General features: G+C 63.5%; 18 protein-coding genes. 10 read left to right on the forward strand and 8 right to left on the reverse strand.

Going from position 1 to position 17461, the window contains the following annotated elements; all coding sequences use genetic code 11:
* The first annotated feature begins 94 nt into the window (after positions 1 to 94).
* The 4 genes from frc to LDZ23_RS15905 all read left to right on the forward strand — a co-directional run bounded on the left by frc (position 95) and on the right by LDZ23_RS15905 (position 5158).
* Entirely contained in the window at positions 95 to 1357 is a 1263-nt protein-coding gene (gene frc, locus LDZ23_RS15890; protein ID WP_008353895.1) for a formyl-CoA transferase, read from the forward strand.
* An 81-nt stretch (positions 1358 to 1438) separates the two neighbouring features.
* Positions 1439 to 3646 carry an acetate--CoA ligase family protein gene (locus LDZ23_RS15895; protein ID WP_008353894.1) on the forward strand — a complete coding sequence of 736 codons (2208 nt, stop codon included), beginning with the start codon at positions 1439 to 1441 and terminating at the stop codon, positions 3644 to 3646.
* 64 nt (positions 3647 to 3710) lie between these two features.
* A complete protein-coding gene (locus tag LDZ23_RS15900; protein WP_008353893.1) occupies positions 3711 to 4499 on the forward strand; it encodes a fumarylacetoacetate hydrolase family protein in 789 nt (262 codons plus the stop codon).
* On the forward strand, positions 4496 to 5158 hold the full coding sequence (locus LDZ23_RS15905; RefSeq protein WP_008353891.1) for a hypothetical protein: 663 nt from the start codon (positions 4496 to 4498) through the stop codon (positions 5156 to 5158). The genes LDZ23_RS15900 and LDZ23_RS15905 overlap by 4 nt, the downstream gene beginning before the upstream one ends.
* Positions 5159 to 5215: 57 nt before the next feature.
* Here the strand turns inward: LDZ23_RS15905 and LDZ23_RS15910 are convergent, their stop codons facing one another.
* The 3 genes from LDZ23_RS15910 to LDZ23_RS15920 form a co-directional block, all read right to left on the reverse strand.
* Positions 5216 to 5470: a CsbD family protein gene (locus tag LDZ23_RS15910; protein ID WP_008353889.1), complete on the reverse strand. Its 255-nt coding sequence runs from the start codon at positions 5468 to 5470 to the stop codon at positions 5216 to 5218.
* 85 nt (positions 5471 to 5555) lie between these two features.
* Positions 5556 to 5912 carry a response regulator gene (locus tag LDZ23_RS15915; protein WP_008353888.1) on the reverse strand — a complete coding sequence of 119 codons (357 nt, stop codon included), beginning with the start codon at positions 5910 to 5912 and terminating at the stop codon, positions 5556 to 5558.
* Positions 5909 to 7423: an ATPase domain-containing protein gene (locus LDZ23_RS15920; RefSeq protein ID WP_244808188.1), complete on the reverse strand. Its 1515-nt coding sequence runs from the start codon at positions 7421 to 7423 to the stop codon at positions 5909 to 5911. The genes LDZ23_RS15915 and LDZ23_RS15920 overlap by 4 nt, the downstream gene beginning before the upstream one ends.
* A gap of 203 nt (positions 7424 to 7626) precedes the next feature.
* Between LDZ23_RS15920 and LDZ23_RS15925 the strand changes: the two genes are divergently transcribed.
* The 3 genes from LDZ23_RS15925 (at position 7627) to LDZ23_RS15935 (ending at position 9742) form a co-directional block, all read left to right on the forward strand.
* Positions 7627 to 8103, forward strand: coding sequence for a hypothetical protein (locus LDZ23_RS15925; protein ID WP_144403652.1), 477 nt, complete (start codon positions 7627 to 7629; stop codon positions 8101 to 8103).
* A gap of 112 nt (positions 8104 to 8215) precedes the next feature.
* Positions 8216 to 8836: a DUF2968 domain-containing protein gene (locus LDZ23_RS15930; RefSeq protein ID WP_008353885.1), complete on the forward strand. Its 621-nt coding sequence runs from the start codon at positions 8216 to 8218 to the stop codon at positions 8834 to 8836.
* A gap of 390 nt (positions 8837 to 9226) precedes the next feature.
* Positions 9227 to 9742 carry an OmpA family protein gene (locus LDZ23_RS15935; protein WP_160297400.1) on the forward strand — a complete coding sequence of 172 codons (516 nt, stop codon included), beginning with the start codon at positions 9227 to 9229 and terminating at the stop codon, positions 9740 to 9742.
* An 85-nt stretch (positions 9743 to 9827) separates the two neighbouring features.
* On the opposite strand, the gene LDZ23_RS15940 is transcribed toward LDZ23_RS15935, so the two are convergent.
* From LDZ23_RS15940 to LDZ23_RS15950, 3 genes are read right to left on the reverse strand one after another with little or no spacing between them, the layout of a single operon-like run.
* Positions 9828 to 10343, reverse strand: a complete 516-nt coding sequence (locus tag LDZ23_RS15940) for a methylated-DNA--[protein]-cysteine S-methyltransferase (RefSeq protein WP_008353883.1) — start codon at positions 10341 to 10343, stop codon at positions 9828 to 9830.
* Positions 10344 to 10381: 38 nt separating this feature from the next.
* On the reverse strand, positions 10382 to 10642 hold the full coding sequence (locus tag LDZ23_RS15945) for a hypothetical protein (protein ID WP_033536088.1): 261 nt from the start codon (positions 10640 to 10642) through the stop codon (positions 10382 to 10384).
* Positions 10635 to 11393, reverse strand: coding sequence for a DNA/RNA non-specific endonuclease (locus tag LDZ23_RS15950; RefSeq protein WP_008353873.1), 759 nt, complete (start codon positions 11391 to 11393; stop codon positions 10635 to 10637). The genes LDZ23_RS15945 and LDZ23_RS15950 overlap by 8 nt, the downstream gene beginning before the upstream one ends.
* 179 nt (positions 11394 to 11572) lie before the next feature.
* Between LDZ23_RS15950 and LDZ23_RS15955 the strand changes: the two genes are divergently transcribed.
* Entirely contained in the window at positions 11573 to 12565 is a 993-nt protein-coding gene (locus LDZ23_RS15955) for an alpha/beta fold hydrolase (RefSeq protein ID WP_235366205.1), read from the forward strand.
* 215 nt (positions 12566 to 12780) lie between these two features.
* On the opposite strand, the gene LDZ23_RS15960 is transcribed toward LDZ23_RS15955, so the two are convergent.
* Positions 12781 to 14073 carry an MATE family efflux transporter gene (locus LDZ23_RS15960; protein WP_051079090.1) on the reverse strand — a complete coding sequence of 431 codons (1293 nt, stop codon included), beginning with the start codon at positions 14071 to 14073 and terminating at the stop codon, positions 12781 to 12783.
* A gap of 150 nt (positions 14074 to 14223) precedes the next feature.
* Between LDZ23_RS15960 and LDZ23_RS15965 the strand changes: the two genes are divergently transcribed.
* Positions 14224 to 14544: a YnfA family protein gene (locus tag LDZ23_RS15965; protein WP_008353867.1), complete on the forward strand. Its 321-nt coding sequence runs from the start codon at positions 14224 to 14226 to the stop codon at positions 14542 to 14544.
* Between the two features lie 6 nt (positions 14545 to 14550).
* Here the strand turns inward: LDZ23_RS15965 and LDZ23_RS15970 are convergent, their stop codons facing one another.
* Positions 14551 to 15573, reverse strand: coding sequence for a DUF2891 domain-containing protein (locus tag LDZ23_RS15970; protein ID WP_008353865.1), 1023 nt, complete (start codon positions 15571 to 15573; stop codon positions 14551 to 14553).
* A 380-nt stretch (positions 15574 to 15953) separates the two neighbouring features.
* Between LDZ23_RS15970 and LDZ23_RS15975 the strand changes: the two genes are divergently transcribed.
* Positions 15954 to 17249, forward strand: coding sequence for an MFS family transporter (locus LDZ23_RS15975; protein WP_008353864.1), 1296 nt, complete (start codon positions 15954 to 15956; stop codon positions 17247 to 17249).
* Positions 17250 to 17461 lie beyond the last annotated feature (212 nt).

Consider the following 17461-nt stretch of genomic DNA (forward strand, 5'->3'; position numbering starts at 1 on the left):
TCCGACGGTCTACGCGCTCCGGGCACGACGGCGCGGGACGATGTACAAATAATCGCGAATCTATAAACGTCGAAAGAGAGTGGGAGACAAAGCCATGACGGTGAACACATCTGGCAAGGCGCTGGACGGCGTGCGAATCCTGGACTTCACGCACGTTCAGTCGGGACCGACCTGCACGCAGTTGCTCGCGTGGTTCGGCGCCGACGTCATCAAGGTCGAGCGCGCGGGTTCGGGCGACATCACGCGGGAGCAGTTGCGCGATATCCCCGACGCCGACAGCCTCTACTTCACGATGCTCAACCACAACAAGCGCTCGATCACCATCGACACGAAGAATCCGGAAGGCAAGAAGGTGCTCGAGACGCTCGTGAAGAAGTGCGACGTGCTCGTCGAGAACTTCGCCCCGGGCGCGCTCGATCGCATGGGCTTTACGTGGGAGCGCATCCAGGAACTGAATCCGCGGATGATCGTCGCGTCGGTGAAGGGCTTCGGCCCGGGACCGTACGAAGATTGCAAGGTGTATGAGAACGTCGCGCAGTGCGCGGGCGGCGCGGCGTCGACGACCGGTTTCGAAGACGGTCCGCCGACCGTCACCGGCGCGCAGATCGGCGATTCGGGCACGGGCCTGCATCTGGCGCTCGGCATCGTCACGGCGCTGTATCAGCGCAACACGAGCGGACGTGGTCAGAAAGTGCTCGCCGCGATGCAGGATGGCGTGCTCAATCTCTGCCGCGTGAAATTGCGCGACCAGCAGCGCCTCGAACGCACTGGCGTGATGAAGGAGTACCCGCAATATCCGAACGGCACGTTCGGCGAAGCCGTGCCGCGCGCGGGCAACGCATCGGGCGGCGGCCAGCCGGGCTGGATTCTCAAGTGCAAGGGCTGGGAGACCGATCCGAACGCGTACATCTACTTCATCACGCAGGCGCCGGTCTGGGGCGAAATCTGCAAGGTGATCGGCAAGGAGGAATGGATCGATCATCCGGATTACAAGACGCCGAACGCGCGCCTGCCGCATCTGAAGCAGATTTTCGAGGAAATCGAGCGCTGGACGATGTCGAAGACCAAGTTCCAGGCGATGGAAATCCTCAACAAGCACGACATTCCGTGCGGCCCGATCCTGTCGATGAAGGAAATCGCCGAAGAGCCGTCGCTGCGCAAGACGGGAACGGTCGTCGAAGTCGATCATCCGGTGCGCGGGAAGTATCTGACGGTCGGCAATCCGATCAAATTGTCCGACAGTCCGACCGAAGTCGTGCGCTCGCCGCTGCTCGGCGAACACACCGACGAAGTCATGGCCGAACTCGGCTACACGCCGGATCAGATCGCCACGCTGAAGAGCCTCGGCGCGATCTGAGCACATTGCCTTGCACTGACGTCCGCCTTCGAAAGAGGGCGGCGCAGGCCCCTGCACGCCCCTATAACGGAGACGCACCAAATGAACAGCACGGTTGCCCAGGACCGCGGCGAAGCAGCCAATTCATCCACGCACGCGGCGGCGGTCGTTCCGCTCCACGCGCCCGACGCGAAACGCCGCGTCGCGGAAGTGTTCGCCCGAGTGAAGGCGGAAGGCCGCACGTCGCTGACCGCGCCGGAAGGCAAACTCGTCTGCGATGCATACGGCATCGCGGTGCCGCAGGAAGGCGTCGCGAAATCGGCGGACGATGCCGCGAAGCTCGCGTCGTTCATCGGCTTTCCGGTGGTGCTGAAGATCGTTTCGCCGGAAATCCTGCACAAGACCGAAGCGGGCGGCGTGCTCGTCAACCTGAAGAATGAAGCCGATGTGCGTGCCGGTTTCGACACGATCATCTCGAACGCGAAGAAGTACGACCCGAAGGCGACGCTTGTCGGCGTGCAGATTCAGCAGATGGTCGGCGCGGGGCAGGAAGTCATCATCGGCGCGGTGACGGACCCGTCGTTCGGCAAGCTGATCGCGTTCGGTCTCGGCGGCGTGCTCGTCGAAGTGCTGAAGGACGTGACGTTCCGGCTCGCGCCCGTCACGCGCGAAGAAGCCGCATCGATGCTCGACGGCATTCAGGCCGCAGAAGTGCTGCGCGGCGTGCGCGGCACCGAACCGGTACATCGCGAGGCGCTGATTACCCTGATCGAGCGCGTGTCGCGTCTCGTCGACGATTTCCCGCAAATCGCCGAGATGGACCTGAATCCGGTGTTCGCGAGCCCGAACGGCGCGGTCGCGGCGGACGTGCGCATCGTGATGGATTTCGCGCCCGCCGAACCGCGCTATCGGCCGACGCAAGAGCAGATCGTCGCGCAGATGAACCGCATCATGAAGCCGGATGCGGTCGCGGTGATCGGCGCGTCGAACGAGGACGGCAAGATCGGCAATTCGGTGATGAAGAACCTCATCAACGGCGGCTATCAGGGCACGATCTATCCGATTCACCCGAAAGCCGACGAGATCATGGGCCGCAAGGCGTACAAGAGCGTGAAGGACGTGCCCGGCGTGATCGATGTCGCCGTGTTCGCGATTCCCGCGAAGTTCGTGGCTCAGGCGCTCGTCGAAGTCGGCGAGAAGAAGATTCCGGGCGCGGTGCTGATTCCGTCGGGCTTCGCGGAAACGGGCAATCACGAAGGTCAGGAAGAGATCGTCAAAATCGCGCGGCAATACGACATCCGCATGATGGGCCCGAACATCTACGGCTTTTACTACACGCCGAAGAATCTTTGCGCGACGTTCTGCACGCCGTACGACGTGAAAGGCAAGGCGGCGCTGTCGTCGCAGTCGGGCGGCATCGGCATGGCCATCATCGGGTTCTCGCGTTCGGCGAAGATGGGCGTTTCCGCGATCGTCGGTCTCGGCAACAAGAGCGATATCGACGAAGACGATCTGCTCACGTTCTTCGAGCAGGACGACAACACCGAAATCATCGCGCAGCATTGCGAGGATCTGAAGGACGGCCGTGCGTTCGCCGAAGCCGCAAAGCGCGTGTCGAAGAAGAAGCCGGTCGTCGTGCTGAAAGCGGGGCGCACGAGCCTCGGCGCGCGCGCGGCCAGCTCGCATACGGGCGCGCTCGCGGGCAACGACAAGATCTACGAAGACGTCTTCGAGCAATGCGGCGTGATCCGCGCGCGGTCGCTGCGCGATCTGCTCGAGTTCGCGCGCGGCATTCCGAAGCTGCCGACGCCCAAAGGCGAGAACACGGTCATCATCACGGGCGCGGGCGGCTCGGGCGTGCTCTTGTCGGACGCATGCGTCGACAACGGCCTCTCGCTGATGGCGATGCCCGACGATCTCGATGCCGCGTTCCGCAAGTTCATCCCGCCGTTCGGCGCGGCCGGAAATCCCGTCGACATCACCGGGGGCGAGCCGCCGTCGACGTACAAGAACACGATCCGCCTCGGGCTCGAGGACGATCGCATCCATTCGATCATCCTCGGCTACTGGCACACGATCATCACGCCGCCGATGGTCTTCGCGAAACTCGTCATCGAAGTGAAGGAGGAGATGAAGGCGCTCGGCATCGAGAAGCCGATCGTGGCGTCGCTCGCGGGCGACGTGCAAGTGGAAGAAGCCGCGGAATACCTGTACGAGCATGGCGTGCCGGCCTACGCTTATTCGACGGAACTGCCCGTTGCCGTGCTCGGCGCGAAGTACAAGTGGGCGCGCGGCGCAGGTTTGATCTGAGGTTTGGAGGAGGGGACAGGGGCGCGGACCACGTATGTCCGCGCCCTTTATAAGGGAGACACACTTGACACACTGGATTCGTTTTCGCGATGCCGGCGGCAGCATCGGTTTCGGTACGCTCGATCAGCATTCTGGCCGCGTCGTGCAGCACGACGGCGCGATGTTCGACAATCCGCGCCCGACCGACATGTCGTTCGCCGTCGACGACCTGACGCTGCTCGCGCCCTGTCAGCCGAGCAAGGTCATCGCGCTGTGGAACAACTATTACGCGCTGTCGCAGAAGCTCGACAAGGCGCCGCCGCAGCATCCGCTCTTTCTCATCAAGCCGCCGATGTCGGTGATCGGGCCGGGCGAGTCGATCCGCCGGCCGAAGAGCTATCACGGCAAGATCGCGTACGAGGGCGAACTCGGCATCGTGATCGGCAAGACGGTGAGCGGGGCGTCCGTGGAGGAAGCCGAAAGCGCGATCTTCGGCTACACGTGCGTGAACGACGTCACCGCGATCGAGCTGCTGCAGGAAGATCCCAACTTCGCGCAATGGTGCCGCTCGAAGGGCTTCGACACGTTCACCTGCCTCGGGCCGGTGATCGTCACGACGGGCAACGGCTTCGACTGGCGCACGGCGAGCGTCGTCACGACACTCGAAGGCGTCGAGCGCCAGAACTATCCGCTCGACGACATGATTTTCTCGCCCGCCGAGCAAGTGAGCATGCTGTCGCAAGACATGACGCTCGTTCCCGGCGACGTGATCGCGTGCGGCACCTCTATCGGCGTCGGCTCGATCAAGGACGGCGCGCGCGTGGATGTGTCGATCGCCGGAATCGGCACGCTGTCGAACGTGCTCGAAGCATGATCGCGGATGGACTCGCGGGCGCGCTCTGCGTGCTCGCGGCGCTGTCGGCGGGTTCGTCGATGCGTGCGTCGCGCGGAAGGCGGGAAACGGGCGCGCTCGTTGCCGCCGCGTGCTTCGCGAGCGGCGCATCGGGCGGAACCGCGCTCGTGCTCGCGCTGGTCGCGGGATTCATCGGGTATCGATCCGCGCGTGCGACGCCGGGTGTATCGGCGCAATCGCTCTTCGCGACGATGGCGTTCGTCGCGTGGGCGCTGCCGGGCCCGGACAGCGCGTATGCGGTGCTGGCGGGCGGCGCGCTGGCGGCATTGGCTTGCGTCGTCGTTCGCCGGCACACGAACGGAGCAAGCGCGAACCTTCAATCGATGCATCTCGCCTGCGCAGGCGCATGCGCGGCGTTCGCCTATGTGCTCGGCGTTCAGTCGGACGTGATTTCCGTCATCGCGATGCTCGCGCTCATCGGCGCGCACTTGTCGCTCGCGATGGGCGGCAACGCGGCCGCGCCGGTCGCATACGCGATGAGCGCGGCGGCGGCTGGCGGACTTGCGCTCGCGGCAGCGATCGGCGGTTCGCATGGCGCGCTCGTCGTGGCGGCAGTCGCGATCGCCGTCGGCTGCACGCGGTCGGCGACGCTCGTCGGCATCGTGCGCGAGACGCCATGAAACGACAAAGCCGGCGCAACCTTCGCGCCGGCTTTGCATCGCGATGCCCGAGACACATCAGCGATCGCGATTCCACAACGCGCCGAGCACGAAGCCGACGGCCGCCGCGATCAGCACGCCCTGAATCGGCTGGCTCGCGACCGCGAGACGCACGTTGTCGACGGTCTGACCATAACTTTGCTGCAAGTTGCCGTAAGCCTGCCGCACCTTGCCTTCGGCTTGCGTGCCTTCATCGCCCGTCAGTGCGCCGACTGCGTCCTGCACTTTGCCGACGACCTTCTGTGCCGCGCCTTCCACTTGATCCTGCACCATGGTGCCTCCCTTCGGTTGAGCGGTTTCTCGTAAATCCGGATTCGCCGGAACGCTCATCAGCAGCACGCAGCGTGCCCGGGCCAATTCAGGCCGAACCGATCAGTCCCTTCACGGCGTCGATCAAATCGTCGATAGAAAGCGGCTTGCGGCGAAACTGCGCATGCGGATGCTCGAGCGCCGGCGCATGCGCCGCCGCGCTCATGAGGATCACCGGCACGCGTGCGAGGGCGTCGCTCGCGGCCAGTTGACGGATCAGTTCGACGCCGTCCATGTGCGGCATCATCCAGTCGGTGATGACGAGGGCGGGCGGATTCGAGCGCGCCGCGTCGAGCGCGGTCCGTCCGTTGGACGCGGTCGAAACTTCGTAGCCCTCCATTTCGAGCACGAGGCGCCAGGTGGTCAGAATGTCGAATTCATCGTCGACGACGAGGATCTTCTTCATGCGCGCGCGCCGGGGTCCGACACAGACAGCGCGGGCGCGGCGATCGACGGGTGTCCGGACAAGATACCCGTCGAGCCAATGAAGCCTTCGCTGATATGCAGGCCGCGCGAGTCGATCGTGAGACGGCGGATCGCCGAATCGTGCGGGCCTTCGCGCTGCTTGACGATCGACACCATGCGATACAGCGAGGAATTCGCCTCGACATAACGCATGAGCACGATGTTCTCGGTCATCGCGGACGCGCGCAACGTCGTGGGCTGCACCGAATCACCGTAGAGCGGCATTTCCTCGGTGAGCAGGGTCGTCACGCCCGCGTCGCGCAGACGGTGCGTGAGCGCGTTGAGGAAGAGGCCGAAACGCTCCGTGCGGTTCGCGGACTGAAAAAAGCCGTCGATGCCGTCGACCACGAGCCGCGACGCATTCGTGTTCCGCACCGCGGTCATCAGTTCGACGGCGAGCTCGTCGATTGCGAGTTCGACAGCCGGATGCCAGCGGATCGCGAGACGTCCGTCCTGCACGGCCGGCGCGAGATCGATGCCGACCGACAACGCTTTGGCGAGAAGCCGCTCGGGCGATTCGTAGAGGCCGAAGTAGACGCAGCGCTCGCCGCGTTCGACGCCCGCCTGCAGGAACTTCAGCGACAGCAGCGTCTTGCCGATGCCCGATGGCCCGACGAGCGTCGTCGTCGAGCCGCGCACGATGCCGCCGCCGAGCATCTGGTCGAAATCGGGAAAGCCGAAGCTCAACTTGTTCTTGAAGTCCGGCGCGCCGTCATCGTTCGCGGGCGACGCCTCGATGCGCGGAAAGGTCACGAGACCGTTCTCCGTGATCTTGAAGAAGTGCTTGCCGAGCAGATGATCGCGGGCGCGCAGCTTGTGGACTTCGATTTCGCGGGCACGCCGCATGCCGGTGTTGTAGCGGTTCAGTTCGATGAGCCCGTCGACGAGCGTGTGCTCCGGATGCGGCTCGTTGCCCGAAAGCGGCGCGAGGATCAGCGTCGTGCAGCGCGCGGCGCTCACGAACGCCGAAAGCTCGTGGATGAACTGCGAGAGTTCGAGTTCCGTCGAGCTGAATTCGCGCGCGCTGCGAAAGCCGTCGATGACCATGAAGCGCGGCCGCCTCGTCTTGATCGTCGCCGCGATCAGCGCGAGAAAGCCGGACAGGCCGTCGCGCATCAGTTCGTGATAACCGGAGACGAAGAGCATCCGGTCGGAGATGGCGTCGGCGTTGTAGAACGACAGTCCGCGAAGATGAGACAAAAGCTTGGTGTGCGATTCGGCGATCAGCGTGATGTACAGGACCATGTCGCCCTGCGCGACGCGATGAAAGCCGATCTGCGATGAAAGAATCGTCTTGCCCGCGCCCGCCATGCCTTCGATCAGATACAGGCCGCCCTCGACGAACCCGCCGCCCAGGATGTCATCCAGGCCCGCGACGCCCGTCGTCACGTTGCCGTCGTTGGCAGCGTGTTGCCGGGGTTGAGCGGTGGAGTGCTTGTCGTCTTGGTTCATGGGATTTTCTTTTTTACTCGGCGTACCGGCTTTTTTGAGAAGGCGAATTATGGCTGACTATTGGCAAGCCGTGCTGGAAGCCATACCGCTCATGCCCGCCGTCGCGCCTTTGCGTGCGCGGTTTTGGGCGGCCACGCGCCTTTGCGTCGTCGCTGCGGCCTTTTGAAGCGAGCCCGCCGGGGCCGCGCGCGGGCGAATGCATCATGCACGCATTTTCTGCGCCCGAGCGTTTTTGCGGATGGGAGCGATTGCCCGCCAACAGGAATTCTTTGAGAACTGTCTCATGGGCACTCGGAGCAGCGGGTGATGAAATGACGAACGTCTTACAGAGGCGCCGTGTTTTCTCCCGCCGCTTCACTCCGGCGCTCGCGCGCCTTCATTGCCTTCATCTCGCCATGCACCGTTCGCACTCGATTCCGGGCGCTCTTGCGCTCGCCGCCAGCTTTTTTGTTCTTTTTGCCGCGACAGCTTCGGCCGCCGCGCCGCACGCCACCGAAAGCCTGCCCGACGCGCGCATTCTCTCGGCCGCGCCTTTCGTTTTCCACGGCGACCGCCATATTTTTTCGCGCATGTCCGTGGAGCCGTCCGATTCGCGCATCTTCATGCCGGTCGAAACGATCCGCAACCTGAGCGAGCCGCGTTTGTCGCAAGTAAGTTTCAAGCGCACATCGACCATTTAAAGACGCACGGATTAACGGCGTTCGAATGAAGTATTGAGTCGTCTGGAATCGATTGCCTTGCCGCGCCATAATTCTTTCCGGGCGACGCGCGTTGCCATTACGGAAAATCGCAATGAAGCGCTGGGTAATTGCGGAAATCGTGCTGATTGCCGCCGGTTTGTCCGGTCCGTTGGCGCGGGCCGCTGATTCATCGCCGATGAGGCCCGAAGCGGCTATTGCGAGCAATGGCGATGTCGCGGAACTCGAGAATCTGCTTGCCGCCGGGAAAATCACGGCGTTACGCAGGACGTTGAATGGCAGTTATGGCGCGAGTCTCTCGTATTATCCCGACGAGATGATTTATTACGCCGCGCTGTTTCAGCAAAGCAATATCTGGCGCGTGTTCAAAACGCAAAATGACGCGCGGGCCGAAACGGTCTATGCGGATTTCGCCAAGACGTCGAACACGCTCGCCGATGCGGAAATAAAGCGCATCAAGCTCGAAGCGGAGAAGGCATATGCGGACCGGCAGATCGCCGCCCAGCAGGCGCGCGCGAACCGGCTGCAAGCCGATCTCGATATTGCACGCGCGCAGCAAAATCAGGTGACGAGTTATCAAGTGGAGCAGCAGAATGCGATCCGCGAACTTCGCACGGAGCAGGCAGCGGCGCAGGCGCAACTTCGCGCGCTGCAGACCCGCGTGCAGGAGCTTCAGAAGCAATCCGACGGCGACCTTCCGGTCCCGCCCAAATAGGGGTTTCGATACGGGCGCCGCCGGCCTTGTATTTGGGAGTTGTCCGCTTAAATCGCACGAATTGTCACGCTACAATCGCGCAGCTTTCGGATTGCTTATCGAACGTTTGGCGCACCCGAAATCGATCCATCATTTTTCACGTCACCTTTGGGTTGTTCCCCGGCCCGGAATCGAGGTGCGCGCTCAGCGGCTCGCACTTTGAAATTGACTTGCATGACCACCAAGATGCTCACGAAAACCCTTGCTGTTAGTCTTATCGCCGCTGCCGTACTTGCGGGCTGTTCGTCCACGTCGGGACCGGCCTTCAATATCAGCGAAATTCAAACGTCGGATGGCCAGAAGGCTTTTCGCGCCGAATGCTACGGTCTGTTCGAAAACGGCAGCGCCTGCATGACCGCGGCTCAAAAGATGTGCGGCGATCAAAAGGTGAACGTGCTTCAGACGCTCGCCGGAACGAAGACGCCGAGCGATCCGCGCAACGTAATCTTCAACTGCGTGACGCCGCCCCAGCCGGTCGTTGCAACGCCGGAACCGGCGCCAGCGAAGGCCCCGGCTGTCGTGCCGCGCAAGATTTCGCTCGACGAAAAGACGAACTTCGCCTTCGACAGCGCCGCGTTGACGCCGAAGGCCAGGAGCATTCTGGATAAGCTCGTCGCCGACTCGAAGGGTGCGAATTTCGCGTCCGTCACGGTCGAGGGCTACACGGATTCGATGGGCCCGGATGCCTACAACCTCGGTTTGTCCCAGCGTCGCGCGCAGGCCGTGCTCGACTACCTGAAGGGACATGGCCTGAGCGCCGAGAACTTCGCGATGAAGGGTTTCGGCAAGGCCAATCCGATTGCGTCGAACGCAACGAGCGTCGGGCGTGCGGAAAATCGTCGTGTGGAAGTGATGCTTACGCCGTAATTCATCATCGGACGATGTCGAAAAAAACCCCCCGCGAACCGATGGTTCGCGGGGGTTTTTGTTTTGTCGCCGACTGTGCGCTGCTTCAGAAGAGCGCGAGTTGTTCGCGCCCCGGACCGCCCTCCAGCGTGAGCAAATGGCGTTTGCGTTCGACGCCGCCCGCATAGCCGGTCAATTCCCCGTCGACGCCGATCACGCGATGACACGGCACGATGATCGCGACCGGATTGCGTCCGTTCGCGCCGCCGACGGCCCGCGATGCGCCCGCGGGCAAGCCGAGCCGGCGCGCGAGATCGCTGTACGTCCACGCGTCGCCGAAAGGGATCTGGCAAAGCGCGTCCCAGACTTGTCGCTGAAAGGGTGTTCCGCGAAACTGCACCGCAATCGAAAACTTCCGACGCGTACCCGCGAAGTATTCGCCGACCTGCTCGCGCGCATCGGCAATCACGCGGGATCTCGGCGCTGTCTCCGACAGCGTCGGCGCGTGCAGACCATCGGGAAAATACTTCTGTCCGATGAAGAAGAGACCCGTCAGACATTCGTCTTCGGCGCGATACAAAATGTGCCCGAGCGGGCTCGGGCCGACATGGCATTCGATCACTTCGATTCTCCGCGCGGCTGTCTTCGGCGACGGCCGCTTCAGATGAACGGATTATCGGCGGTGCCTGACGGCGCATCCGGCTCGTCGGGCAGCTTCGCGGGCAGCGACGCATCGCTTTGCAACGCTTCGACGATCGCACCGATCGCCTTCTGAAGCGCCAGCGCGTTCGCGAGTCCGGCCTTGTCGCGGGCGATCGTCAAATTGCCGCTGATCGTGAGGCGCTTCACGCCGTTCTCGATGTTGATCGCGTCGCCCGCGATGTTCATCACATCCGTATCGTTTGCAAATGGCTTAAACACCGCGCAATCCTCCAATTCGCTTGTCCTTCAGTCCGTCCGGGATGCCGGGAAACGCGAGTCCGCTCATCGCTTCCAGTTCGTGCACGGTTTTCATCGTGTACGTGTTCGTCGGCGTATTTTCGATCACGACCGCGAACGCGATCTGACGCTGCGGCAAATAGACTACTTTATACAGTTGCGTGGGCACGAACACGCGCGATTCGCCGATCGTCTGCAACTGACGTCCCGAGAAGAGCGGCCCGGTGACGACATACGCTTCGCCCGATTCCTCCGTGAGCCTGCGCACCGCTTGCTCGATGCGCGACCAGATGCGCCGGTTGTTCGACGGATCCTGCGGGACGATGTTCGCGAGCGAGAACGATTCGGCCATGCCTTTCTTGCTTGCGCGATCGCCCGCGGGACTCATGTGGCCGCGGTCGTAACCGCTCCTCTTGTAGTCGGACAGTTGCGCGGCCTCGTCGGGCGGCAGACGTTTGTCGACGAAGAAGCGATTCGTGCGCGTGTTGTTCTTCGCCTGGTCGACACTGCTCGCGGTCAGATGTTCCGCCGACCACAGCGGCCCTTTCGTGATGCCGGAGTGCAGCAGCGCGAAGTCGGAATAGCAGACTTCCTGCGTCGACGCGCGCATCTTCGAATTGACGACGACCGGCGCGCGGCCGTTCGGGCTGAACTGCGGACAGTCGCTCGCGGATGCGCTGATGCACGCGAATGCGAGGAGCGCGGCGGCGAATGCCTTGATGCGGCGTTGCATGCTTGGAATGATCCTGACGACGATCGGGGTCGCAAAGTATAAGCGCTGAATACAGCATGCGGGCGCGTGCGAAATTCAGCCGCGCTAGAATGCGTCGGCCGACGTCATCTTCAGATCAAAAAATGAAACCAGCGCGCAGCAAGCCGTCCGTCGTTCGATCCTTGATGTTGTGTCTCGCGATGTCCTTCGCTTTACAAGCACATGCCGACGAAGCCACGCAAGCGGCCGGCAACGACGGCCCCGCATACGGCCCCGAGTTGCAGGGCTTCGACTATCCGTATCCGGTCGCGCGCTTCGCGCTTACGTCGCAGCGCCAGGTCGTGCGCATGGCGTATATGGATGTGCATCCGGCGCATCCGAATGGACGCACCGCGGTACTTCTGCACGGCAAGAATTTTTGTTCGGCGACGTGGAAGCAGACGATCCAGACCTTGAGCGATGCGGGCTATCGCGTGATCGCGCCGGATCAGATCGGCTTTTGCAAATCGACGAAGCCCGCGCGCTATCAATACAGTTTCCAGCAACTTGCCCGCAACACGCATGCGCTGCTGACCGCGCTCGGCGTGTCGAAGGCGACGCTCATCGCGCATTCGACGGGCGGCATGCTCGCGGTGCGCTACGCGCTCATGTATCCGCGCGAGACGGAGCAGCTCGTGCTCGTGAATCCGATCGGGCTCGAAGACTGGAAGGCGAAGGGCGTGCCGTCGATTTCCATCGACGACTGGTATGCGCGCGAGCTCAAGACGAGCGCCGACGGCATCCGCCGCTATGAGACGAGCACGTACTACTCGGGCCAGTGGCGCGACGACTACGAACCGTGGGTGCAGATGCTGGCGGGCATGTATCGCGGACCGGGCAAGGACATCGTCGCGTGGAACTCGGCGTTGCTGTACGACATGATTTACACGCAGCCCGTCGTCTACGAATTCGATCAGTTGAAGACGCCGACGCTATTGCTTATCGGCGACAAGGATACGACCGCGATCGGCAAGGACTTCGCGCCGCCCGAGATTCGACCGATGCTCGGGCGATATCCGGATCTCGCGAAGCTGGCGAAGGAGCGTATCGAAGGCGCGAAACTCGTCGAGTTTCCGGAGCTTGGGCACGCGCCGCAGATGCAGGATCCGGCGGCGTTTCATAAGGCGCTGCTGGAGGGGCTGGCGGGGCAATAGCTTCGATTCGCTCGCAAAGTTTCGTTGGCTGTTCTGCATTGCGATTTCGCTCAACGTGACCATGATCGTGCCACGCCGACGCAGGGCGGCCATTATCTGGCGCACGTTATGGCAGGTCTTCTCTTGTCGATGCTGACTGTGCCGACCTCCAAGAAAATCGTTGGACGAAGCGAGGGCAGACTTGCCATCCGCGCTGGAACCCGACGCACCATACCTCACCTTCCCAAAGTCGCACACGAAGCCCGCTCGATCGCCGGCACCTGAATCGCCAACGTAATACCTCTCGCCACCATGAAAACAGTGAGCGCCAGCCACAGCCCGTGATTCCCGAGCGATCCCGCGAGCGCCCACGCAGCAAGCAGAAAGACAGCAAGCGAGACGGCCATCGCTTTCATCAACTCGTGCGTGCGCGTCGCGCCGATGAACACGCCGTCGAGCTGAAAGCCCGCGACCGACGCGAGCGGCAGAACCGACGCCCACGGCAGATAGCGCACCGCCGCCGCCTTCACGACCGCCTGATCCGTGAGCTTGCCGATGATCCATTCGCCGCTAAACCAGAAGACGATGGAAAAGCCCGCCGCGCCGATTGCCGACCAGAACATCGTCACCTTCACGGCCTGACGGAACGCGTACCGGTCGCGCGCGCCCGCCGCCGCGCCGACGAGCGCTTCGGCCGCGTGCGCGAAGCCGTCGAGACCGAAGGACATGAAGGTCTGGAAGTTCAGCAGGACGGCGTTCGCGGCGAGGATCGCATCCCCCTGACGCGCGCCGAGATGCGCGAACCAGCCATACGAACCGAGCAGGCAGATCGTGCGGATGAAGATGTCGCGGTTGATCGCGACGACCCGCCTCAACGCGTGCGCGTCGAAGAGCGAGCGCGGGACGAGCGGCGCGAGACCGCGCGGACGCAGATGCCAAAGAATCGCGAGTCCGAGCGCAAAGCCGCAGAAATCCGCGAACGCCGTTGCCGCGCCGATGCCCGCGATGCCCCAATCGAAGCGATACACGAAAAGCAGCACCGCGATGATGTTCACCAGATTGATGAAGATCTGCGTGACGAGCGCGAGCCTCACGCGCTGGCAGCCGAGCAGATAACCCAACACGACGTAATTGCCGAGCGCGAACGGCGCGGCCCAGATGCGCGCGTGACAGTACGCGCTCGCGGTGCCCTGCACGGCAGCGCTGCCGCCCAGCGCGACGAGCGCGTAACGAATGATCGGCACTTGCAGCACCAGCACCGCCGCGCCGATCGCGAGTCCGAGCAGCAACGCGCGCAGCACGCTCTTGCGCAAGGCGTCGTCGTCACGCGCGCCGAACGCCTGCGCCACGAGTCCCGTCGTACCCATGCGCAGAAAGCCGAAGCCCCAGAACACGAAGCTGAAGACGAGCCCGCCGAGCGCGACGCCGCCGAGATACTGCGGCCCGTCGAGATGCCCGGCGACAGCCGTGTCGACGGCGCCGAGAATCGGCTGCGTGAGATTCGCGAGAACGATGGGAAAGGCCAGCATCAGCACGCGCCTGTGCCAGTGCACGGGCAGCGCGGCGGCATCGGTTGAATCGGTCTGCAAGGTCGGCGGCCTGAAGTTTCGAGCAAGGGCGTCATTGTCCGCAGCGGACGCGGACCACGCAACGTCTCGCGAACGCCGATAATGCGCCTCATGAAAACGTTCGCGCTCTATGTCGTCACCGCCATCGCCGAGATCGCCGGCTGCTATTTCCCTCATCGATGGCTCAAGGAGGGCGGCTCGCCGTGGCTCGTCGTGCCCGGCGCGCTGTCGCTCGCGCTGTTCGCGTGGCTGCTCACGCTGCACGCCGCGGCGGCGGGGCGCGTCTACGCGGCGTATGGCGGCGTGTATATCGGCGTGGCGATCGCGTGGCTATGGGCCGTCGAGCGCATCCGGCCGACGGCGTGGGATGTCGCGGGCGCGGCGATCGCGCTCATCGGCATGGGCGTGATCGCGTTCCAGCCGCGCGTCTAGAACCGCTCAGGCTTCCAGCGCCAGCAGCGCGAACGTCGCGAGCCAGTGCTCGCCCATGTAATCGCCCGCGACATGCGCAATGCCCGACGCCAGATGTTCGTGCGCCGCCGTCTCGAGCACGGCGATACGCGCATCGCCCGCCGGCAGCGCGCGTGCGATCGTGCGCTGACACCACGCGCGCGAGAGGTTCAGGCCGTCGAGATGCGCGAGCTTGCCGTCGCTGCGATCGGTGACGGTGGCCGGCGCGAAGAGCGTCGCGGGTTCTCGCTCGGCGATGCGCGGCAGAAACCGGTCGAACCAGCCGACGAAGCGCTCGCCCGGCAGCACATGACGCATCAGCACGGCTTCCATCAGCGACGGCGACAGGAACTCGTCGCCCGCCGGTTCCCACGCCTGACAGCCTTCGTCCTTCTCGAACCAGCGCAGGGCGGTTTCCTTCAGCAGATGCTCAAAATCGGCGTTCTGCGCGACGCGCGCGTAACCGATCGAAAGCGTCAAGGCGAACGCCATGTTGAAGTGCGTGCCGACGCGAAGCGGATACGTCGATTTCGGCAGGAATTCCTCGAAGCGTGCGACGAATGCGTCCGCGAGCGGCTGGAGCGTGCGGGCCCAGCGCGCGCCGTCGTCGGAACGCATCGAGCGCAGCTGGCCTGCGAGCGCGAGCAGCCACGCCCAGCCATAAGGCCGCTCGAAGCCGCGCGCGGCGGGACGCTGCAGATAAGCGACTTCAGCGGCGACGTTAGCCTCGGTGACATGCTCGTCGATCACGGCGCGAATGCGCGGCGCTTCCGGCAGATCCGGAAAGCGGTCGATCAGCCGAGCGATCAGCCAGTAACCGTGCACGCACGAATGCCAGTCGAAGCTGCCGTAGAAAATCGGATGCAGCGCGCGCGGGCTTTGCACGTCGGCAACGCTTGCCATGACGTGATCGAGCTTGTTGGGATATTCGCGCGTCAGGTGGCCGAGCGCGACTTGCGCGAATGTCGACGCGAGCGCGGCGTCGAGAATGATCGGTTGATGCTGACTCATGCAGTCCTCGTCGATGTGAATCGTGATCCCGAGACTTTATCGATAAATAATCGTCAAAATCTTTAATCAGGGTAATTACCTAGTACGAACGATCGAGGCAAAGACGATTTATGTCGAAAGCGTTGAACGATGCCGTCGCAAGGGCGGCAAATGCTTTTGCGGCAAGCCTGAGCGGGTGGGGCGGTCATCGGTGAACGCGATGCGGGGGCGTCCTTGCGCGAATTTTCCTACTCCGTCCGGCCGTGTTTCGCGCGCCACGATCGCGCGCCGGTTGCGAAACCGCGTATAAACTTGCGCCCGAACGCCGCCAAGAGCGCCCGGATCGGGGATGAAACCCCGACATACGCCATCCAGACAGTGACCAAGAGATCAGAAACAACATGACCGACCTTCCCGCTTACACCGCAGAGGACACCCGGCGCCGCGTTTTCGCCATCGTCGGCGCCTCGTCGGGCAACCTCGTCGAATGGTTCGACTTCTATATCTATTCGTTCCTCGCGCTGTACTTTTCGGCGGCGTTCTTTCCCGGCGGCAATCCGACGGTTCAGTTGCTGAACACGGCGGGCGTGTTCGCGGCGGGCTTCCTGATGCGCCCGATCGGCGGGTGGCTCTTCGGCCGCATCGCCGACAAGCACGGCCGCCGCAACGCGATGATGATCTCCGTCCTGATGATGTGCGGCGGCTCGCTCGTCATCACCTTCCTGCCGACGTACGCGTCGATCGGCGCGTGGGCGCCGTTCCTGCTGCTGATCGCGCGCCTGTTCCAGGGCTTATCGGTGGGCGGCGAATACGGCACCAGCGCGACGTACATGAGTGAAGTCGCGCTGCGCGGCCGGCGCGGCTTCTTCGCGTCGTTCCAGTACGTGACGCTGATCGGCGGCCAGCTCGCCGCGCTGCTCGTGCTCGTGATCCTGCAACTGTTCCTGTCGACGGAAGAGCTGAAGGCGTGGGGCTGGCGCATTCCGTTTTTCATCGGCGCGTGCGCGGCGCTGATCTCGCTGTACCTGCGCCGTTCGCTCGACGAAACGTCGACCGCCGAGACGCGCGATCGCAAGGAAGCGGGCACGCTCGCCGGCCTGATGCAGCACAAGGCCGCGTTCATGACGGTCGTCGGCTTCACGGCGGGCGGCTCGCTCATCTTCTACACGTTCACGACCTACATGCAGAAGTATCTGGTCAACACGGCGGGCATGCACGCGAAGACCGCCAGCAACGTGATGACCGCCGCGCTCTTCGTCTACATGCTGCTGCAGCCGCTGTTCGGCGCGCTGTCGGACCGCATTGGCCGCCGCGCCTCGATGCTTTGCTTCGGCGCGCTCGCGACCATTTGCACGGTGCCGCTGCTGCACGCGCTCTCCACGGTGACGAGCCCGGTCATGGCGTTCGTGCTGGTCGTGATCGCGCTCGCGATCGTGAGCTTCTACACGTCGATCAGCGGTCTCATCAAGGCGGAAATGTTCCCGCCGGAAGTGCGCGCGCTGGGCGTCGGCCTGTCGTACGCGGTCGCCAACGCGGTGTTCGGCGGCTCGGCGGAGTATGTGGCGCTGTGGCTGAAATCGGCGGGCAGCGAATCGACGTTCTTCTGGTATGTCACGGCGATGTGCGCCATTTCGCTCATCGTCTCCTGGCGCATGCTCGATCCGAGCAAGGAAGGGTATCTGCGCAACGAACCGTAAGCCGGCCGGCGGCGTGCGCGTCGTGTCGCACGCCCGCATCGGCGCGGACGCCGTTGTCCGCCCGGCTTGCCGATGAAGGTAGTATGGTGTTTTATGCGGTATGTAGACGACGCACCGGCCACGGTGCACGATGTTGATCGGAAAGCGCGGGAACCGGATATGCATGCGCGCAGCGCCGCCGCGCGCAAATCCGATGTGCACGTTCGGGCGCG

This window comes from Caballeronia zhejiangensis (genome assembly GCF_022879815.1).
GTDB classification, from domain to species: Bacteria; Pseudomonadota; Gammaproteobacteria; order Burkholderiales; family Burkholderiaceae; genus Caballeronia; species Caballeronia zhejiangensis.